General features: G+C 38.3%; 15 protein-coding genes. All 15 read left to right on the top strand.

Annotated features, from left to right (window positions below):
• Positions 1 to 120 precede the first annotated feature (120 nt).
• The 15 genes from DFQ12_RS19540 to DFQ12_RS19475 all read left to right on the top strand — a co-directional run bounded on the left by DFQ12_RS19540 (position 121) and on the right by DFQ12_RS19475 (position 18456).
• A complete protein-coding gene (locus tag DFQ12_RS19540) occupies positions 121 to 783 on the top strand; it encodes an alpha/beta hydrolase (protein WP_120260731.1) in 663 nt (220 codons plus the stop codon).
• Positions 784 to 1058: 275 nt separating this feature from the next.
• Positions 1059 to 1646 (top strand): RNA polymerase sigma factor, encoded by a 588-nt coding sequence (locus DFQ12_RS19535; RefSeq protein ID WP_120260730.1) that lies wholly within the window; start codon positions 1059 to 1061, stop codon positions 1644 to 1646.
• A 98-nt stretch (positions 1647 to 1744) separates the two neighbouring features.
• Entirely contained in the window at positions 1745 to 2887 is a 1143-nt protein-coding gene (locus DFQ12_RS19530; RefSeq protein ID WP_120260729.1) for a FecR family protein, read from the top strand.
• Positions 2888 to 3031: 144 nt separating this feature from the next.
• Entirely contained in the window at positions 3032 to 6661 is a 3630-nt protein-coding gene (locus DFQ12_RS19525; protein ID WP_120260728.1) for a SusC/RagA family TonB-linked outer membrane protein, read from the top strand.
• A gap of 17 nt (positions 6662 to 6678) precedes the next feature.
• Complete coding sequence (locus DFQ12_RS19520; protein ID WP_120260727.1) at positions 6679 to 8229, top strand: RagB/SusD family nutrient uptake outer membrane protein; 1551 nt, start codon at positions 6679 to 6681, stop codon at positions 8227 to 8229.
• Positions 8230 to 8310: 81 nt separating this feature from the next.
• Positions 8311 to 9423, top strand: a complete 1113-nt coding sequence (locus DFQ12_RS19515) for a TlpA family protein disulfide reductase (protein WP_167457315.1) — start codon at positions 8311 to 8313, stop codon at positions 9421 to 9423.
• Positions 9424 to 9816: 393 nt separating this feature from the next.
• Positions 9817 to 10872: an L-dopachrome tautomerase-related protein gene (locus tag DFQ12_RS19510; protein ID WP_120260725.1), complete on the top strand. Its 1056-nt coding sequence runs from the start codon at positions 9817 to 9819 to the stop codon at positions 10870 to 10872.
• Positions 10873 to 10898: 26 nt separating this feature from the next.
• Positions 10899 to 11906, top strand: coding sequence for an alpha/beta fold hydrolase (locus DFQ12_RS19505; protein ID WP_120260724.1), 1008 nt, complete (start codon positions 10899 to 10901; stop codon positions 11904 to 11906).
• A gap of 357 nt (positions 11907 to 12263) precedes the next feature.
• Complete coding sequence (locus DFQ12_RS19500; protein ID WP_120260723.1) at positions 12264 to 12578, top strand: hypothetical protein; 315 nt, start codon at positions 12264 to 12266, stop codon at positions 12576 to 12578.
• Positions 12579 to 12627: 49 nt separating this feature from the next.
• Positions 12628 to 12948 (top strand): hypothetical protein, encoded by a 321-nt coding sequence (locus tag DFQ12_RS19495; RefSeq protein ID WP_120260722.1) that lies wholly within the window; start codon positions 12628 to 12630, stop codon positions 12946 to 12948.
• A gap of 11 nt (positions 12949 to 12959) precedes the next feature.
• Positions 12960 to 13292 (top strand): hypothetical protein, encoded by a 333-nt coding sequence (locus DFQ12_RS19490; RefSeq protein ID WP_120260721.1) that lies wholly within the window; start codon positions 12960 to 12962, stop codon positions 13290 to 13292.
• Between the two features lie 173 nt (positions 13293 to 13465).
• Complete coding sequence (locus DFQ12_RS19485) at positions 13466 to 13996, top strand: sigma-70 family RNA polymerase sigma factor (RefSeq protein ID WP_120260720.1); 531 nt, start codon at positions 13466 to 13468, stop codon at positions 13994 to 13996.
• 44 nt (positions 13997 to 14040) lie between these two features.
• Complete coding sequence (locus DFQ12_RS19480; RefSeq protein WP_120260719.1) at positions 14041 to 15075, top strand: FecR family protein; 1035 nt, start codon at positions 14041 to 14043, stop codon at positions 15073 to 15075.
• A 23-nt stretch (positions 15076 to 15098) separates the two neighbouring features.
• Entirely contained in the window at positions 15099 to 15776 is a 678-nt protein-coding gene (locus DFQ12_RS28405; protein WP_279634416.1) for a carboxypeptidase regulatory-like domain-containing protein, read from the top strand.
• Positions 15760 to 18456 (top strand): SusC/RagA family TonB-linked outer membrane protein, encoded by a 2697-nt coding sequence (locus DFQ12_RS19475; protein ID WP_279634415.1) that lies wholly within the window; start codon positions 15760 to 15762, stop codon positions 18454 to 18456. Before DFQ12_RS28405 ends, DFQ12_RS19475 begins: the two co-directional genes overlap by 17 nt.
• The last annotated feature ends 10 nt before the right edge of the window (positions 18457 to 18466 follow it).

Raw genomic sequence — 18466 nt, 5'->3', positions numbered from 1 at the left:
TTGGGTATCTTGTTTTTTGTTAATAAATCATATGAACTTCCCTAGCCTAATATTTTTCTAATTTTGGATACCGACACATTATTAATAAATTGTAGTCAAAATGCATTTAAACCTACCATCATGTCCGATACCCATATTTATATACTTAGTGGATTAGGTGTTGACCGAAGGGTTTTTGACAAAATAAATTTTGGGGGCTTAAATGTCATACACTTAGAATGGATCCCTCCAATTTCAACAGAATCAATTTCATGCTATGCACAACGATTATCCACTAAAATTACGACTAAATGTCCCGTTCTTATTGGATTATCTTTCGGTGGTATGGTTGCCATGGAAATAGCTAAAATTATTGATGTAAAACAAGTTATTTTACTCGCATCAGCAAAAGATGATAACGAACTTCCTAAACTTTACAAACTTATCGGAACACTGAGAATCCACAAATTTATTCCTGCTTCAGTTCTAAAATCACATCATATTTTATCAAATTACTTCTTTGGTATAAGCTTAAAAGAAGATAAAATGATGCTTAAACAAATACTACAAGAGACCGATGCTAAATTTCTGTCTTGGGCGATCAATCAAATCGTAAAATGGAAAAACAAAACTATTCCCAACGACTTGGTCCATATCCATGGCAGCAAAGACCGCATTATCCCAATTAGAAATGTAATCCCCACTTTTATCATTCAAAGAGCCGGTCATTTTATGACAGTAACTCATGCAAAAGAAATTGAATCGCTCATACAGAAGATACTACATAAAGATCTAAACCATTAATAGCTCTATCTAAGCAGTAACGATCTATCAGCCGAACCACTGCGATAAAGAAGCTTAATGACTAACTTTGGATAAATATTAAAAACAGAAACAGTTTAATTTTCCTTCCATTTGATGGTAGCTGATATTTTCATGTTATCTTTCAACGAATGAAAATTGTCACCATCAATTATTTTAATATCAGGGGAAAAATTATATATCCTCTTCTATCATCCAAAATCTTTTCTTATCCTTTCATTTATGTCTAAAAATTCATTAATTTGTTCTACCAGTACATGGAAGACGCATTAAACGAATCCAAATTATTCCTAGCTTTTTTAAGAAAAGATGAAAAAGCTTTTGAATTCCTATTTCATAGGTTTTATTCACCATTATGCCTATATGCGATCAAGTTCGATATAGAAAAAGAAAGTGCAGAGGAGCTTGTCCAAGATGTTCTTTTAAAAATTTGGTCAACAGACTTTCATTTTGATTCTTACGACAAGCTAAAGTCATTTCTTTACCTCAGTACAAAAAATGCGGCTATCAATTACCTGGACAAGCGAAAAAGACGCTTGACAAATTATGACAATTATGCCAATCAAATAAGCAGTATTGTTGAAGACGATAGCAGGTGGATTATTTATGCAGAAACATTACAACTGATCAAAAATGCCTTAGAAAAACTACCTACTCAATGTGCTACCATTATGAAATTAAATATCATAGATGGCCTAGATACGAAAGAAATTGCGGAAAAATTAAATATAACTAGCAGCACTGTTTACACACAGAAAACAAAGGGGTTGGCTTTGCTAAAACAGCTATTAGACAATGGCGATTATCTTCTATTATTATTATTAATCGACACATTGAAAAAATAAAAACACTAACAATCAAACAATTACAAATAAAACTAAAAAAGGAATAGCAATTCTAGCTTCGAATTCTGTTATAATTATAAATACTAACCAAAGAATTTATGGAGCTGAGCCCTTTCGAAGTAAGTGAATTAATATCTGCAAAAAAGCTTGGGATCTTATCCGATGAGGGTGAGACAAAATTGGATCATTGGCGGTCCTCCTCAGCACATCATGAAGAATTATTTCAAAGCTTGGTTTCAAATAATACCTATGAACAAGATGTCGATTGGGCTTTTTCTTTACCAGTTCATGAGGTAATTGAAAAAGCAAAAAGTAAGATTACATTTGAAAGACCTAATCTCTTTCATCTTATTATTAAAAAATATGGGATCGCAATTGCCGCCTGTACAATTGCGGCGCTATTTATCCTCCTTTGGAATCTTAAGCTCGAGCGTACCTCACGGAATATTGTTCCAGGCAGTTTTCGCGCTTCCATTCAACTTGAAGATGGAAAATCACTACAACTACCGGTCGAAAAAAAATATTTCAACATTTCTGAAGAATTAAAAAAAATCACGTCAAATAATCCTTTAAAACAGGGAAAAACATTGATTATAAGCACTCCAAAAGGAGGTCAATATCAGATATTGCTTCCCGATGGCAGTGCAGTTAGATTAAACGCCGCTTCTACGTTGATATTTCCGGAGGAATTTGATCGTAAACAAAGGACAGTAAAGCTTATTGGGGAGGCTTTTTTTGAAATCAGCAAAATTAAAAATGGAGATGGTACCGCTGTTCCATTTTTCGTACAATGTAATGAACAGGAAATCCAGGTGCTGGGCACAAAATTTAATGTAAGCAGCTATAGTGAAGACAAATCCACAATCACAACGCTAATGGAGGGATCTGTAAAAATCAATTATAATAGTACGGCCACAAAAGAAGCTATCATTTTAAAACCAAACGAACAGGCCGTATCGACACTTGGTCAAAATACTTATAAACGTGAAGTAGATAATCAATCCGATATTGCCTGGACTAAAGATCAGTTCGAATTTGTCGCAGAGCCCTTGGAAAACGTCATGGTTAAACTTGCACGGTGGTATGATTTCGATTTTGAATTTATAGATCAAAAACTAAGGAAGGTAAAAATTGAAGGAATTATTCCGCGTTATGCCAGTGCTGAAGATTTATTTAGGTTATTATCGAAAGCCAGTAACGCCAATTTTATTGTAGAAAAATCAAAAGTTAAAATAAACTAACGTTATTAATCTAATATCACTAAAAGAAAGGAGAACACACCCGCAAATTTATGTCAGATTGATTAAGGAGACGCGCCAACGTCCCCTTAATTAAAGTTAAAGGATCGTAAACTACCATTATTTAAAATCAATTAACCGTAACAAATGTATCATTTTTTTACCAAAAAAGATGTTGGAGACTTCTTTTGTGTAGTCCCGACAGATGAACAAAGTACAGGTGAAAAATCTGTATCGCGTATATTTACCAATGCGCTTATGAAAATCTCTTTATCATCACTATTACTTTTAGGGATGATGGGGGTCCAGGCCAATACCATGGCACAAAGAGTCAATATCAACAAAAAAAATGTTAGTCTGCGAAAGATACTGCAAGAAATTAACATTCAGACGGGTTACCATTATTTATGGGCAGCACCAAATATTGATCCATTGACCTGTACCTCTGTCTCATTTAACAATCTCCCTTTACAAGAGGCATTAAAAACCCTTGAAAAGAATACCCCCATCTTTTTTGAACTGGAGAAAGATATGATCATGGTTAAACAGCGTCAGTCTGAAATTGGTGGTATTCAATTAAAAGAAACAATACTACTACTTAATCTTAAAGACCAGTCCAAAATAAGGGGAAAAGTTGTTGACGAAAATGGCAATGTACTTGTCGGTGCCAACGTAATGATACAAGGAAGAAAAAAAGGCACCATCACCAATGGTAATGGAGAATTCACTTTAGATAATTCTTCCGTAGGTACAAATATCATCATATCCTATATAGGGTATGAAAGCATCACTATCCCAGTCACAAACAATCTTGGAGTTATCACACTGGCATTAAAAACGGGGACATTAAATGAGGCGACAGTAGAAGTCAATACTGGATATCAGAAACTCCCCAAAGATCGCGTCACTGGATCTTTCAGTTATGTTAGCGGTGAAAAACTGGAAAGAAAACTAGCTACGGATCTCAAAAGTGCTCTTGAAGGACAGACAACAGGACTAACTATTGATAAGGCCGGCAAAATAGAAATTAGAGGTGTCTCGACCTTTAATGCACAAAAAACACCTTTGATTGTCATTGACGGTTATCCCGTAGAAACAACAATAGATGATATCAATCCAATGAATATAGCGAGCATAACCGTGCTAAAAGATGGCGTGGCCGCATCAATCTATGGTTCTAGAGCAGCCAATGGCGTTATTGTTGTTACCACAAAGTCTGGACAAAACAGTGAACCTAAAATAAGCTACTCAGGCTTTGTAAATATTATTCAGAAACCACAGTTAAAGTATCTGAATAAAGCGACAACATCAGACTATATTGACGCAGAGATAGACCTTTTCAACCTGAATCCAAACGGTCCCTCAACGATGGATCCATATAATATGAGCCGGGTAACCTATCTATTGATGCAAGAGCGTGAGGGGAAGATTAGCCACCAAGATGCAATGACCGAGATCAATGGACTACGCGGTATCAATGCTTTAAATCAAATCCAGGATTTGTTTTTCAGAAATAAAGTAACCCATCAGCATAATATCAATATCGCCGGCGGATCGCCTAAAAGCAGTTATAATTTTTCCGTCAACTATCAACAGACCAAGGATAATCTCATTAACAATGATTCAAAACGATTAATCACCGATTTTAAAAACGAATGGCAGCTTTTTCCATTCTTAACCGCTGGAGCTGCTGCCAATTTCACGTATAATAAAGGCAATAGTACTTCATTTACATATTCTACCATTTACGGTCCAGAATTAGTAGGTGACAATTATCAGTCTTTAGTTGGTTTTTCAGGAGGATCAATGATTATGCCGTATACCAATCTATTGGACGGCAATGGCAATCCGGCAGCAATATGGGGTATCAGTCAATATAAGGTAAATACCTACAAAAACACCCCCGGCATGAAGTCCTGGGATTATGTTCCTTTAGAAGACATGGGGAAAATGCCTAGTTATAGCAATGTCTATAATTTTAGGATGAGCGGGTTTCTAAGAGCCAATATCGTAGAAGGACTTACAGCGGAAGTCGGAGGTAACTGGGTCAAAGGAACGGCAAATGTCAAAAATATCCAACGTGCGGACTCCTATAATGCTCGTATCGCCTATAACGATGGCACCTCCAAATCAAATCCCGCTAATCATTATATTCCTGATGGAAGCATCTTGGACGAATTCAAAAATATCAATGAAACCTGGACGCTCCGTACACAACTCAATTATCGCAAAAACTTCTCCGATAACAAACATCTGTTGCACGCTTTAGTCGGAAACGAAATCAGAAAAATCACCTCTGACAACAATAGATTGGCTACCCGAGCTGGCTATAATGAAAATGCAGGTTCATTTATCCCTGTCAACATCAAAGATTTTACTGCCGGAATTTACAACGCAGATATGCTCTTCCCCAATGGAAGCGTATCACTGACCGATGGTTCACTAACATATGGAGATAATCGCTTTGTATCCTGGTATGCCAATGGATCATACGAATATGACAATAGATTTATTTTAAGCGGAAGTATACGCCTGGATCTCACCAATTTCTTTGGTACAGATAAAAAGTATCGCTACAAACCGCTGTGGTCACTTGGAGGAACTTATAAATTAAGTAATGAGAAATGGTGGGATAAAGCCGTTTTCAGTAAACTTAATATCAGAGGTTCCTATGGTATCAATGGAAATATTTCCCTGAGAAATGGTCCGTTTTTGATTTTGAGTGTTGGCAGCTACAGTCCTACAACGGGTGGAGTTTCCTATGGCGTCTCCTCGCCTCCTAATAAGCAATTGCGTTGGGAAAAAACGAATATTGCCAATGCGGGAATAGACTTCGGTTTATTCAACAATGCGATAGAAGGTAGCTTTGATTATTATAACAAGAACAGTTCTGACCTCTTGGCTGCTGACGCCGCGGATCCGACACTAGGTTTTAGCTCGCTAACAAAAAATGTAGGGAAAATGACCAATCACGGATTTGAGCTCGGGCTCAATGTCCACGCCATCAAAAACAGTAGATTTAGCTGGGATATTTTGCCCAATATTTCCTTTAACGCAAACAAAGTAAAACACTACAATGTAAACCGCCCATACACAGGTAGTTACACTACTCCAGGAGGAATCATGGTTGCTGGATACCCTTCAGACGGCTTGTGGGGCTATCGTTTTGCAGGTCTTAATGAGCTCGGTCAAACACAAGTTTATACCAGGGACAATCAGGTTGTATTGGCGAGCAATGCTGAAGTTACCGACTTGGTCTATCAGGGAACCTTTAGACCAAAATGGGATCTTGCTTTAACAAATCGCTTCAGCTATCAAAACTGGGACCTATCTTTTATGTTTATAGCAAAGCTAGGGCATAAATATAGGAAGGATACGTTTAGTGGATCCAATTATCAAAACCGACATGTAGCCGAAAGGTGGCGGAAACCTGGAGACGAAAAGAATACAATATATCCCGTTCTGGAAGAATGGAATATGGATATGTTCTCCTTCCCTTTTGCGGATGTCAATGTAGGTAATGCAAGTTATGCCAAATTAAGAGACATCACACTTTCTTATAATCTCGAGAAACTGAGCAAAAGAATTGGTCTTACAAACGCAAGAATATTTGTTCAGGGCAGAAACCTATTTCGTATTACGGCCAAAGGTGTGGACATAGATCCCGAAACTACAGAATTCAATGTAAGTGGTGGTACGGGGGCAGGAACAGATCAAGGATTTACGTCACTGCCTTTACCACGCGAGATATTTATTGGTTTACGATTCGGACTCTAACCTAAAAACTAATTGAAATGAAAAAAATAATATACCTTGCACTGGGCCTGGTCTCCATATCGACCTTCTCCTGCAACAAATACCTGGATGTTAAACCTATTGGACAGTTGATTCCTTCAAAAGTCGAAGATCTGGAGAATTTATTGAATAATACAAATACCATTAGCTCATTTTATGCAGACAACAACAGAGGTTGCTTCTATGCTTTTATGGGTGACAACTTAACAATCAGTGAAAATCAGGCTATATATCTGTACAAAAGTACACACCCGAATGTAGATCGTTGGGCTGCATTTAAATTTTATTACCCCTATACAAATCCGATAGATCCCCAATACACATGGGAATGGGCCATCTATCGTGCTGTGGGCATATTCAATATAGCCATTGATGAAGTTTCAAATCTCAAGGGGGAAAATTCAGATCTGGGCAAAATAATTGTTGCACAGGCAAAAGCTGGAAGAGCTTGGTCCTATCTGGTCGGAGGACTGGGTTATGGCCCGATGTATGATCCTGAAGGTAAAAATGATCAAAAAGTGCTTCCTTACCGGACAACTGGTTCACCGAACACTCCCAATCCCAGTCTCGCCAGCACAAATGAAATTATGGATCTTGCAGAAAAAGATCTGCTCGACGCATTGACCGGTGCTCCAAATACCGTTGGAAACCCAACCCGTGCAAGCAAACCAGCGGTTAATGCTTTGTTAGCACAGCTATATATGTTCAAAAGAGATTGGACCAAAATGTCCAAATATGCAAATGATGCATGGGCGCAAGCCATAGCGGCCAAAGGTAATACTGATAATCTTATCTATAACCTAAATAAATTCAGTTATAGACAAGATCCAAATGCATCTCCACCAGCTGGTACCGATGCCGAAGTTGGTCTTGAGTTACTAGGCGAAGATAATTTATTGAAACAGACTTACAACAGGGAACAGCTATTTTATCGCCCTACCCCCTATAGCTATTCTCCCTATCCTTCGGAAGAATTTATCAATCTATTTGATAAAAATGCAGATCGGAGATACAAGCTATTTATGCTCAAAACGCTGGGTTATTCGGTGGTTGAAGGCGGTGTAAAACATGATGATGGTGTGCGCCTTAAGTATTATAGGGACAACAAAATGATCGCTTCACAGGGAATAACTTATCCTGAGCTGCTATTGATAAAAGCGGAAGCAAATGCAAGGTTAAACCAATTGGGACAAGCGTTAAGCGATCTCAATATGCTACGCAAATACCGCTATTCAGGTGCAAATACAGATCTTCAAAATGGTGGGGCTTTCAGCCAGGATCAATTACTAGAGGAAATCCTGAAAGAACGTAGACGGGAAATGCAGCTTGGCACTTATCAACGGACATTCGACATCAAGAGACTGGCACTAGATAAAGGAAAACCTTGGTCGAAAACACAGGTCATACACACCATAGGTAACAAATCCTACAAAGCGGATGTCATCAGTAAATTTTTCACATTACAGATCAATAATCCGACCATACTTGCTAATCCAAGCTGGAATTTACAGCCCAATAGCGATCCATATTTACCTGCTGGACTAAATTAATAGATCTATCAATCGTACATTAAAATTTAAACTTTATTGAAATTTATCATGAAATCTAAAAATATAATAATAACAGTCCTTGTGGCACTATTTTTCTTCTCATTTAATACCCTATTTGCTCAGATCGATCTGAAAATAAAAGGTAAAGTGACTGGCGACACAAAAGGATTTAATAAGATATATATTTTCAAAGGTCAGTCTCAAGATTCCACAGTAATCAGTCCAGATGGTGAATATCAGATAACTATTACATCCGAAGCTCCGGATGTAATGTATTTCTATCTTCAATATGATAGTAAGGTCAAAGGTTATGTCTCTCCATTTTCTCTATTTATTGAAAAATCAGGAACGCTACAACTTGATTTTGACATTGACAAAGGCATCTCCTCAGCCCGAATAAATGGACCTGCCCGTTCAGTTGCATATTTCGATTATTCTAGAGCCAAAAAGTCTATTCATGAAAGGATCAACAAGGAAATCACAAGTAAATTCGGTGAAGAAGCACTGAAAGAAGGGACAACTAATTTTGAAAAGGCAATGGATTATTTCGAGAAGCGTGAGACACAATTAAATGACTCGCTATTTGCAAAATATTTTAATCCGAATGGAGCAGATGCACCATTTATGTTATTAGGAAGGGTCAGCAGGCTATCTCTCGCTCAATTAGAGCATAATTATTCCCAATTATCCGCCTCACTCAAAGAGACCAAAGCAGCCAAGCAGTTATATGAAAAAATTACTAGCAAAAAAAGATCCAGTATAGGATCTACTGTAGCGAACTTCGTCCTTCCCGATACTACCGGAAATGATTTTTCGTTCAATAAGCTCAAAGGAAAATATGTATTGATTGATTTTTGGGCATCCTGGTGCGGTCCATGTCGGATCTCATTTCCTAGACTCAGATCGGTTTACCAACAGCTAAAGGGTCAGAACTTCGAAATTATCAATATCTCCATTGACGCAAAGCTGGACGACTGGAAGAAAGCGGTAAAAGAAGAAAATAATCCCTGGCCACAACTACACGACAAAACGAATTTATCAAAATCGGCTTTTTTTGTCAGCGGAATTCCTACCGCATATCTAATTGATCCGGACGGAAAAATTGTGTTTAGTAGCGTAGGATCCGACGAAAAGGGCGGTGGACCGATGGAAGAAAAACTTGAATCCGTATTTGGTGTCAAATTAACCAAATAACGAAAAACCATGCCCCGCTGTCGAAAATAGTGGGGCATACCATTTTCACCAAAAGCTGTCCCTGCAATAAAACTTACGCTTTTCCTTATCCCTCGCAGCGAACCGATACGCTCGTCTTTCCAATACCCAACGGCCAACTCCTGATCGGGGTGAAAAATCCGAATTGCTTTCTCACGGTCCTTGCACCACGAATCCATTCTATCTGAACTAACGGGGCTATCCGCTCACCTTATATAATATTCTTATAAAACAATAACAGTAAAAAAGAAGTTATAAAATAGAATATTGGTTTTCACAATTCATTCAGCACCGTCATCAGGTCTCAAATAAATACCGAGTATGTTCAAAAGACTTTTATTTTATTTCCTATTCGCTCATCTATTATGCTCTACAATGCAAGCACAAGAAAAACTCGCTCTAGATCCGAAACTAGAAGTCGCGGCATCTTTTGGAGCCTACCGTCCCATCGGCGTCAGTGCAACTTCGACAAATAGATTATTCGTATCATTTCCCAAACAAAACAAAGATTATCGGTACGCCCTTACCGAAATCATTGATGGTAAAAGCATCCCCTATCCTAATGAAGTATGGAATAGTCAAGGGGACGAAAGTTCACATTTTGTAAACGTTCAGGACATCTTTGTGGATGCACAGGACAACTTATGGGTATTAGACTCTAAACCATCAACCTCTGGCTCTATTTTCGGTCCAGATGGTGCAGCTCCTACCGGACAATTCAAACTCCTTAAAATCGACACAAAAAATAATCAAATAGCACGAATTTATACATTTGATGATCTTGACAAAGCGAAATCAGGTTTGAACGATGTACGCATTGACCTTGAAAAAAATCTAGCCTATCTTTCTGATCCTGGTCAGGCCGCAATAATTGTGCTTGATCTTCAATCAGGAAATAGTAGAAAAGTACTGGAAAAAAGCTCCTTCACATTAGCTGATCCGGAAGTTGTCATCTCCTATTCCGGCATAGACATGCGTTATAAGGACGGTAAACCCTTTCTCTCTCACGTTAACGGGATAGCGCTAAGTCATGACTTTAATTATTTCTATTTTAAACCAATTAATAAAAAGCACTTATACAGCATCGCTACAAAGTACCTTGCGGATGATACACTATCCCAATCAGCCCTGCAAGGCAAAGTAGAAGACATGGGAAATGTAGGCGTCACACATGGCTTACTCGCGGATCGGAACGGTAATATTTATCTGACGACCTCAATGGATTACAGTATCAAATACTTGAGTCCAGATGGACAAATTCATCTATTGACACAGGATCCCAGATTGTTATGGCCGGATTCTTTGGGTATAGATGGGAATGGTTATCTTTACTTTTCATGTGCACAACTATCCAGAGATCCGCAATGGAACAATGGCATAGACCGAGTTGAATTACCCTATCAGGTTTATAAAATAAAGTTGCCAAAGTAATGATGTATACTTAAAAAAACATATAAATGAATTCATTGATAAAACAGCTCGCTCTAGTACTGCTCAGTCTCGTCTATTCGTTATCAAACGCGCAGACAGATCGCCCTGTACTGGATATTATGCTCAATAATTATCACTATCCTTATGAAGTACATTACTTGAATTTAAAGAGTCAGGGTGAAGAAATAAAAATGGCCTATATGGATGTCAGCTCACAACAACCAAATGGTCAGACCATGTTATTACTCCATGGCAAAAATTTCAACGGAGCATACTGGAAAACAACCATTCAGGCACTAAATTCGGCTGGGTATCGCGTTATAATACCTGATCAGATTGGATTTGGCAAATCTTCGAAACCCACAGCTTATCAGTTTACTTTTCAGCAGCTAGCCCAAAATACAAAATTGCTTTTAGACAAGTTGGGACTTGATAAGGTCGCCTTACTTGGCCACTCTATGGGCGGGATGCTTGCAACGAGGTTTACATTAATGTATCCCGAGACTGTAGAAAAACTTGTTTTAGAGAATCCCATTGGACTGGAAGACTGGAAACTTGTCGCTCCATATACTTCCATCGACCAAAATTTTCAAACGGAATTAAAAGCTGGATATGAAGCTGCAAAAAAGTACCAAAGCGGATTCTATTACGACAACAAATGGAAGCCGGAATACGATGAATGGGTATACCTACTTACGGGTTGGACAAAAGCTAAGGATTATTCCATCGTTGCCATGGTAAATGCCAAAACATCAGACATGATCTTTACCCAGCCTGTTGTTTATGAATTTCAGCATATAAAAACACCCACCCTCCTCATCATCGGTACGCGTGATAGAACTGCAATCGGTAAAGCCAACGTAAAAGATCCTAAAGTAGCCGCAAAAATGGGGCTGTATCAGTATTTAGGAAAGGAAGCACAACAAAAAATCAAAGGGTCAAAGCTCGTCGAGCTTGATAACGTCGGACACCTGCCCCATATTGAAGCTTTCGACCGATTTATCAGACCTCTTGTTTCATTTCTGAAAGACTGATAGCATCATTTCCTCCGTCTAAGGGGCTCAACAAAAAAATTCTTCTGTATATTGTTGTTGAATAATGAGAAGTATTCCCCTACACATTATCTTTTCAAACACTTTTGCAACAAGATGTCACGTGCTCTACGAAAGCTAAGCAGTTGCACAAACTGCTTATTGCTCATTTAAAAATACAAACAACTACCGATCAAATAGATAAGAAAACATCTTTTTTATCATTAAGTTTCCGCCTATAGAAATAAAGCTATATCGCTCTAATCCTAACCAACAATATATTTAGCAAAAAAAATCAACAAAATTTTATAAAACTAATATTTTTAGTATATTTGAATATCAATTTTAGACAAGGTCTTTATGGAACAGGCAAAAGGATATGACAATAAGGAATTACATGTTGGCGATATTGTTCGCTTCCATACCCCCTATCCCGATGAGGATCCCAATACAATCTTTATTGTACTTTGGTCGTATTACGATCCGGAAGGTAAATCGTCAAGAGCTGAAGTGGTTAAATTTGATCCAGTTCTTAAACATTATCCTGTGATTCAAAAATGGTTTATTCGAGACTTGGAAAGAGTACCCGAAGTCAGCCCTGAATTACTCCAACAGATTGCGTTATTTATGAAAAGTAAACTGGGGAATGCGATCATAAGCAAGTTGGTAGTTTAAATAAAGTTGATAGTCTAAATAAAGTCCGACAAAAAAAGTATAAAACACAATGGAAAATAAATTCAAAGCAAATAGAGAATTCACATCACGATCGATATGGTCCGATTGGCGTGAACAACTTAAAGAAAGTGAAATAAATGGTTTACTTCAACGACTTGAAGTGATGGATCGGGAGGTACTCCTTGATTGGTTACAATGGCATAACCCAAAAGGCAACTACACTGACCATAAATGTATGGAAAATAACGTAAAACCGCTTTGCAAATCAAAAGCTGTAGAATATACCTATAGAGAGATCTTGCGCAGTCATACGAAAAAGCAGTTTAATAGCATTTCGAATGGCCCCATACAACTTATGTTTAACAATTAATTGCTCAAACTATGGAATCTCTCATCAAACAGATTATCGGCTATCAATTACCAAAAATCATCGCAATGGAGTCTCAACGAAAGGATTGGCGCTATCAGCTACTGGATTTAAAAGATAAAGCACTTTTTGATAGACTCTCACTTATGAAACGACAAGAATTGCTCCAATGGCTTCAATGGAATGATCGCAATGGGATTTATACAGACTATGACTGCATCCGAAAAGGCATTCCTTTATTCACAAAAATGCAGGCTCTAGCCACAGTCTATCATCAGATTATGCGCGACCATGAAAATTGGGATGGTTATATGGGGAAAGAATATATCCGTGGAAATATCCTTTAGACAAAAAATGGGCTTCATTAACGAAGTACATAACACGATTCATTGTAGGACTTGCTATGGATGCACCTCCTTATCTTAATGTTTTACTTAACGTTTTGACAAACCAAAAAACTCCACCTAAATTTATCTTAAATCATTTAGTTTAGCTATATTAGAGATTCCAAGTCTACACTATGGGAATCAATTATTCGCTAAATATCCAAACATTTGAGGAATACTATGATCAATGGAGTCCCAAAGTATTCCAATATGCGTTCAATAAAACCAGATCATCTTATTTAGCCGAAGAAACTGTACAGCGTGTTTTTATTAAGCTTTGGAAAAACTTAAATGAAAAAAATATTGATGCCACTGTAGAATCCCAGATCTTTTGTATTGCAAGAACAACAATTTTGGATCTGATCAAAGAAGAATATAACAGAAAGAAACTTCTTCAAACAGAAAATGAGCTCATTCAGCGCTATTCCCCGCAAGATGATTACTATGCCAAACAGCTTGAAGGGACATTACAACATATCATTAATCAATTCCCCGAAAAGCGAAAACAGATCTTTATGTTGAGCCGATATTCCAATCTATCCCATAAACAAATCGCGGATAAACTCTCCATTTCATCCAAGACTGTAGAAAACCAAATTACCCTTGCGCTAAAAGCAATAAGAAAAGCATTATTGCTCTCCATACTGATGCTAAATCTTTTTTAATTTTCTTTTGGGGGATACCCTATTTTCAATCGTAATCAATATGTATGAAGATTACGAAAGAACTCGTCGAAAAATATCTCCGTGGAGAAGCAAATACCGAAGAAGTTAAAGCGGTTCAAACTGCACTGGATAATAATCGACTAAATTTGGATGATTGGCTTCCAGCAAGCGAATGGCATAATATAGAAGAACATGTAGCTTTTGAACAGCATGAGTCAATCAAACAATCCCTGATCAAAAAAATTACGATCAGGGATACAAAACAACGGATCTATACCCTATTGAAATATGCTGCGATACTTTTACTTGTCGGAACACTAGGCTGGGAATCTTTTCAATATTGGAAGACAACAACAAATACACCTACGATTACTTCTGTTCAAAAAAAACAAACTCCGAAATTGGAGTCCCCAAGCAACTTCTATTATATTAATTCTGGCAATTCGCCGATGGAGGTAGATGTTCCTGATGGATCAAAAATTGAACTTTATCCTAATTCGGAAGTTAAATTTGCAGATAACTTTTCTTCGCTGTCTAGCCGTGATATTCATTTAAAAGGAAAGGCAAAGTTTGTTGTTGCCAAAGACAAGTCAGGACCCTTTAATGTATATACCACTGGGTTAACAACAACCGCATTAGGTACAATATTCAGCGTAGATGAGCTAAAATCTTCGCAAACAAAAGTCAAATTATTTGAAGGACGTATCCAATTAAAGAGTCTAAAAAATAAAACAGGCTCCCCTCCTCTGCTCCTTGATTTTATACCAAACGAAGAAATAACCATCGATCATCGACAACTTCAAATTATTGCTGAAGAACGGATGAATTCATCCAAATTCAACAGAAGAGGTTTTTATTCCGAAAAACAAAATACACTAATCTTCAAAAATTTAGCCCTTAAAGATCTACTGCATATTATAAGTCAAAACTATAATATCAAACTTGAATTTAATTCCGAAGCCATCGAAAATAAATATTACAGTGGCACCTATGAAAATGACCCTTCTGTCTTCCGAAAAATACTATCAGATATACAAGAACTCCACCACATTACTATAACCATACAGAATAAAATATAATTTACTTATTTAATCCATAAATTATGCACAATTATTTACCTTCCAAACATGGCCTACTAACCATGTTTATGCTAAGAACCAATATCCGTGCTGATGTAAACTGGGGTTTACGTCTTGGACTAATGGGCCTTTTGGCAACTAGCTATCAAATCGTTAATGCACAACAGCAGGCAGCGATCAACGGCGTCATTCGCGACGAAGCGGGCAAGCCCATATACTCCGCAACAGTCACTATCCAAAATGTGACTAACAAATTCAAAAGGGCAACGACTAGCGCCGCAGATGGTACCTTTTCCTTTGATCAGATCCCAGCGGGTCAAGGATACCAAATCACCATTTCCTCTATCGGATTTAAAACCAAGGAACTGACAGATTACAACATCTCTGAAAGAGATAAGCTTGCCATCAATGTCAGTCTGGAATCGGTATCGGAAAATCTACAAGAAGTAGTTGTCACTGCACTAGGTATTAAAAAGGAGAAAAAGGCCCTTGGTTATACTGTTGCGGAGCTAAAAGGAGATGAATTGACACAGGGTAAAGAAACAAATGTTGCCAATGCACTTTCAGGAAAGGTCGCTGGCGTGCAAGTAAGCCGTGCCGCTTCTGGTGCTGGGGGATCTTCGAAGGTCGTTATTCGTGGTAACAACTCACTTGTTGGTAATAGCCAACCGCTTTACGTAGTCGATGGTGTGCCCGATTGACAATCAAAACATTTCAGCACCAAACCAATCCGGTGGCACAGATTATGGTGACGGTATTGGTAATATTAACCCCGAAGACATTGAGACCATGTCCGTCTTAAAAGGACCCAATGCCGCGGCGCTATATGGTCAAAGAGGAAGTAACGGTGTCATCCTGATTACAACAAAATCAGGAAAAGCCGGTAAAACACGCTTCAGCTATGGTACCGACTATTCCTTTGGAAATGGTTTGGTACTCCCTGATTTTCAAAATGAATATGGTCAGGGACTAAATGGCACATTTACCCACTTCCGAAAAGACGACGGAACCATCGTTTCCATGAGTGAAGCCATAAAAAACGGTTACAGTGGTATCCCAAAAATGAGTGCAGGCAGGGACCGTACAACACGTGCCAGCTGGGGAGCGAAAATGGAAGGCCAAACTTATGAAGATGCCTATGGAAATGTACTGCAGCTAACACCCAAACCTGATACCTATGCATCTTTTTTCCAGACCGAAAAACAATTTGTCAATAACTTAAGCGTAGACGGCGGTAATGAAAAAATAAACTACCGCTTTTCTTTTGCCAACACAGATGTGAAGGGATATATCCCGACCAATACTTTGAAAAGGAATAATTTCGGATTACGCACACAAGCAAAAATTACGGACAAACTCCATATTGATGTAAAAGCAAATTACATCGCTCAAAAAGGAAATAATAGGCCAACATTGGCTGATGCAGCCGATAATCCGGCCTATTTATTTATCAGTCAACCACGAAGCCTAGGGAATGATATCATGTCCCAATATAAATGGACGGTACAGGAAATAAGCAGGCAGCTTGGTTTTTCGGGACTAACGGAAGGTCTGGAAAAAACTTACGCTACGAACAGTTCCACTGCCAATCCTTTCTGGACAATCCATGAAAATCACAACGAAGATCGCCGCGATCGCATCATTGGATTACTCCGCCTAAGCTATGACTTCGCTCCCTGGCTCAAAGTAGCAGCAACAGGAGGAACCGATTTCTATACAGATCAGCGATTCCGATACAGACCGATCAATACCTATCAGAGCTTAAACAGGAAAGGCGATATCAGAGAAGAAGTTATTCGATCCCGCGAAGATAACTTTGATATCCTTGCTAGCTCCAATTTCACTTTATCGGATAACATTAAGCTCAGCGCCAACATAGGGGCAAGTCATCAAAGTCGATATCTGCGAATGACCGGAAACGCTGGTAATCAGTTTATCGTACCTAATCTCTTTGTCATCAATAATACCACTACGAATACCTATATATTCGATCTTATCGAGTCAAAAATAAATTCGGTATACCTATCAGGCCAATTTAGCTATAAAGATTATTGGTTTGTCGACTTTTCCGCACGCAACGACTGGTCTTCTACATTATCCAAAAATAACAATTCGTTTTTCTACCCTTCGATAAGTTCTAGTCTTGTGCTATCTGATGCATTCAAATGGCAGTCAGACGCACTGTCTTTCGCTAAGATCCGAGCTTCCTGGGCACAGGCCGGTAGCTCCGGAAACCCCTACCAATTGACGGGTGCGTATAGTCTGAATCAATATACACATGGTGGTGTACCGATGGCTTCATATACCGAAATTATCCCTGATCCCAACTTAAAGAATGAGTTGACCACCTCTATCGAGGCTGGTGCAGATCTCAGATTTCTAAAAAATAGACTTTCACTATCCTTTACTTACTATCAGGCGAAAACAAAAAACCAGATTCTAGATGTACCGATTGCACCATCAAGTCTTTACGTAAAAAATCGCATCAATGCTGGAGAAATCAGTAACAGGGGGATCGAATTTGTACTAGGAGCCACTCCTCTCAAAACCGAATCAGGATTTGAATGGAATACAACATTTAATTTTAATAGAAACCGCAACAAAGTCGAATCACTTTACCCTGGTGTAGAAAGTTTCCTTTTAGCAACAGATAGAGGAATCAACGTCGTTGCCGAGGTAGGAAAGCCCTTTGGTCAGCTTATTGGAACTCAGTTTGCATGGATTAAGGATGCAAATGGGAATCGATTAATTGATCCAACGACAGGACTCCCTTTACGTACCGCCGGAAGAGTGGAAACAGATCTTGGAAATGCGCAGCCAAATTGGATAGGCGGTTTCGGCAACACATTAAAATACAAAGGGTTCAACTTATACGCACTTGTTGATATTCGTCAAGGGGGAGTGATCTTCTCACAGTCCAATCGAGAACAAATAATTTATGGTACGAGCAAAAAAACGTTAGAAGGACGTGAGGGTACCTATGTCGCTGATGGGATGGTTGCACAACAAGATGGCGCAGGCAATTGGACAAGCACCGGAACAAAAAACAGTAAACAGGTGAATGCTCAGGATTATTGGAATATGGTCGCTAGCGACAAAGAAGTCATGGTATCTGAAGAAATGATTAATGATATGAGCTATATTGCTATGCGCGAAATCAGTCTCTCTTATTCATTCCCGAAAAATCTGATGCCACATCGCTTGATCAATTCATTGAAATTGGGTCTATATGGTAGAAACTTATTCTATTTCCAACGAAAAACAGATGGTTTTTCTCCAGAAGCTTCTGCTTTCAATGTGAATAACAGCTCCATAGGGATTGAATCTACTTCCCTACCTATGATGAGAACATTTGGCATTAACCTTACCGTTGGTCTTTAAAACACTGAAT

Source organism: Sphingobacterium detergens (assembly GCF_003610355.1).
GTDB classification, from domain to species: Bacteria; Bacteroidota; Bacteroidia; order Sphingobacteriales; family Sphingobacteriaceae; genus Sphingobacterium; species Sphingobacterium detergens.
Note: the sequence above shows the minus strand (reverse complement) of the source record. Positions and strands in the feature narration are given on the sequence as shown.

Coding starts and splice junctions, on each gene's coding strand:
- DFQ12_RS19540 (WP_120260731.1), top strand. CDS start 121: ATGTCCGATACCCATATTTATATACTTAGTGGATTAGGTGTTGACCGA.
- DFQ12_RS19535 (WP_120260730.1), top strand. CDS start 1,059: ATGGAAGACGCATTAAACGAATCCAAATTATTCCTAGCTTTTTTAAGA.
- DFQ12_RS19530 (WP_120260729.1), top strand. CDS start 1,745: ATGGAGCTGAGCCCTTTCGAAGTAAGTGAATTAATATCTGCAAAAAAG.
- DFQ12_RS19525 (WP_120260728.1), top strand. CDS start 3,032: ATGTATCATTTTTTTACCAAAAAAGATGTTGGAGACTTCTTTTGTGTA.
- DFQ12_RS19520 (WP_120260727.1), top strand. CDS start 6,679: ATGAAAAAAATAATATACCTTGCACTGGGCCTGGTCTCCATATCGACC.
- DFQ12_RS19510 (WP_120260725.1), top strand. CDS start 9,817: ATGCAAGCACAAGAAAAACTCGCTCTAGATCCGAAACTAGAAGTCGCG.
- DFQ12_RS19505 (WP_120260724.1), top strand. CDS start 10,899: ATGAATTCATTGATAAAACAGCTCGCTCTAGTACTGCTCAGTCTCGTC.
- DFQ12_RS19500 (WP_120260723.1), top strand. CDS start 12,264: ATGGAACAGGCAAAAGGATATGACAATAAGGAATTACATGTTGGCGAT.
- DFQ12_RS19495 (WP_120260722.1), top strand. CDS start 12,628: ATGGAAAATAAATTCAAAGCAAATAGAGAATTCACATCACGATCGATA.
- DFQ12_RS19490 (WP_120260721.1), top strand. CDS start 12,960: ATGGAATCTCTCATCAAACAGATTATCGGCTATCAATTACCAAAAATC.
- DFQ12_RS19485 (WP_120260720.1), top strand. CDS start 13,466: ATGGGAATCAATTATTCGCTAAATATCCAAACATTTGAGGAATACTAT.
- DFQ12_RS19480 (WP_120260719.1), top strand. CDS start 14,041: ATGAAGATTACGAAAGAACTCGTCGAAAAATATCTCCGTGGAGAAGCA.
- DFQ12_RS28405 (WP_279634416.1), top strand. CDS start 15,099: ATGCACAATTATTTACCTTCCAAACATGGCCTACTAACCATGTTTATG.
- DFQ12_RS19475 (WP_279634415.1), top strand. CDS start 15,760: ATGGTGTGCCCGATTGACAATCAAAACATTTCAGCACCAAACCAATCC.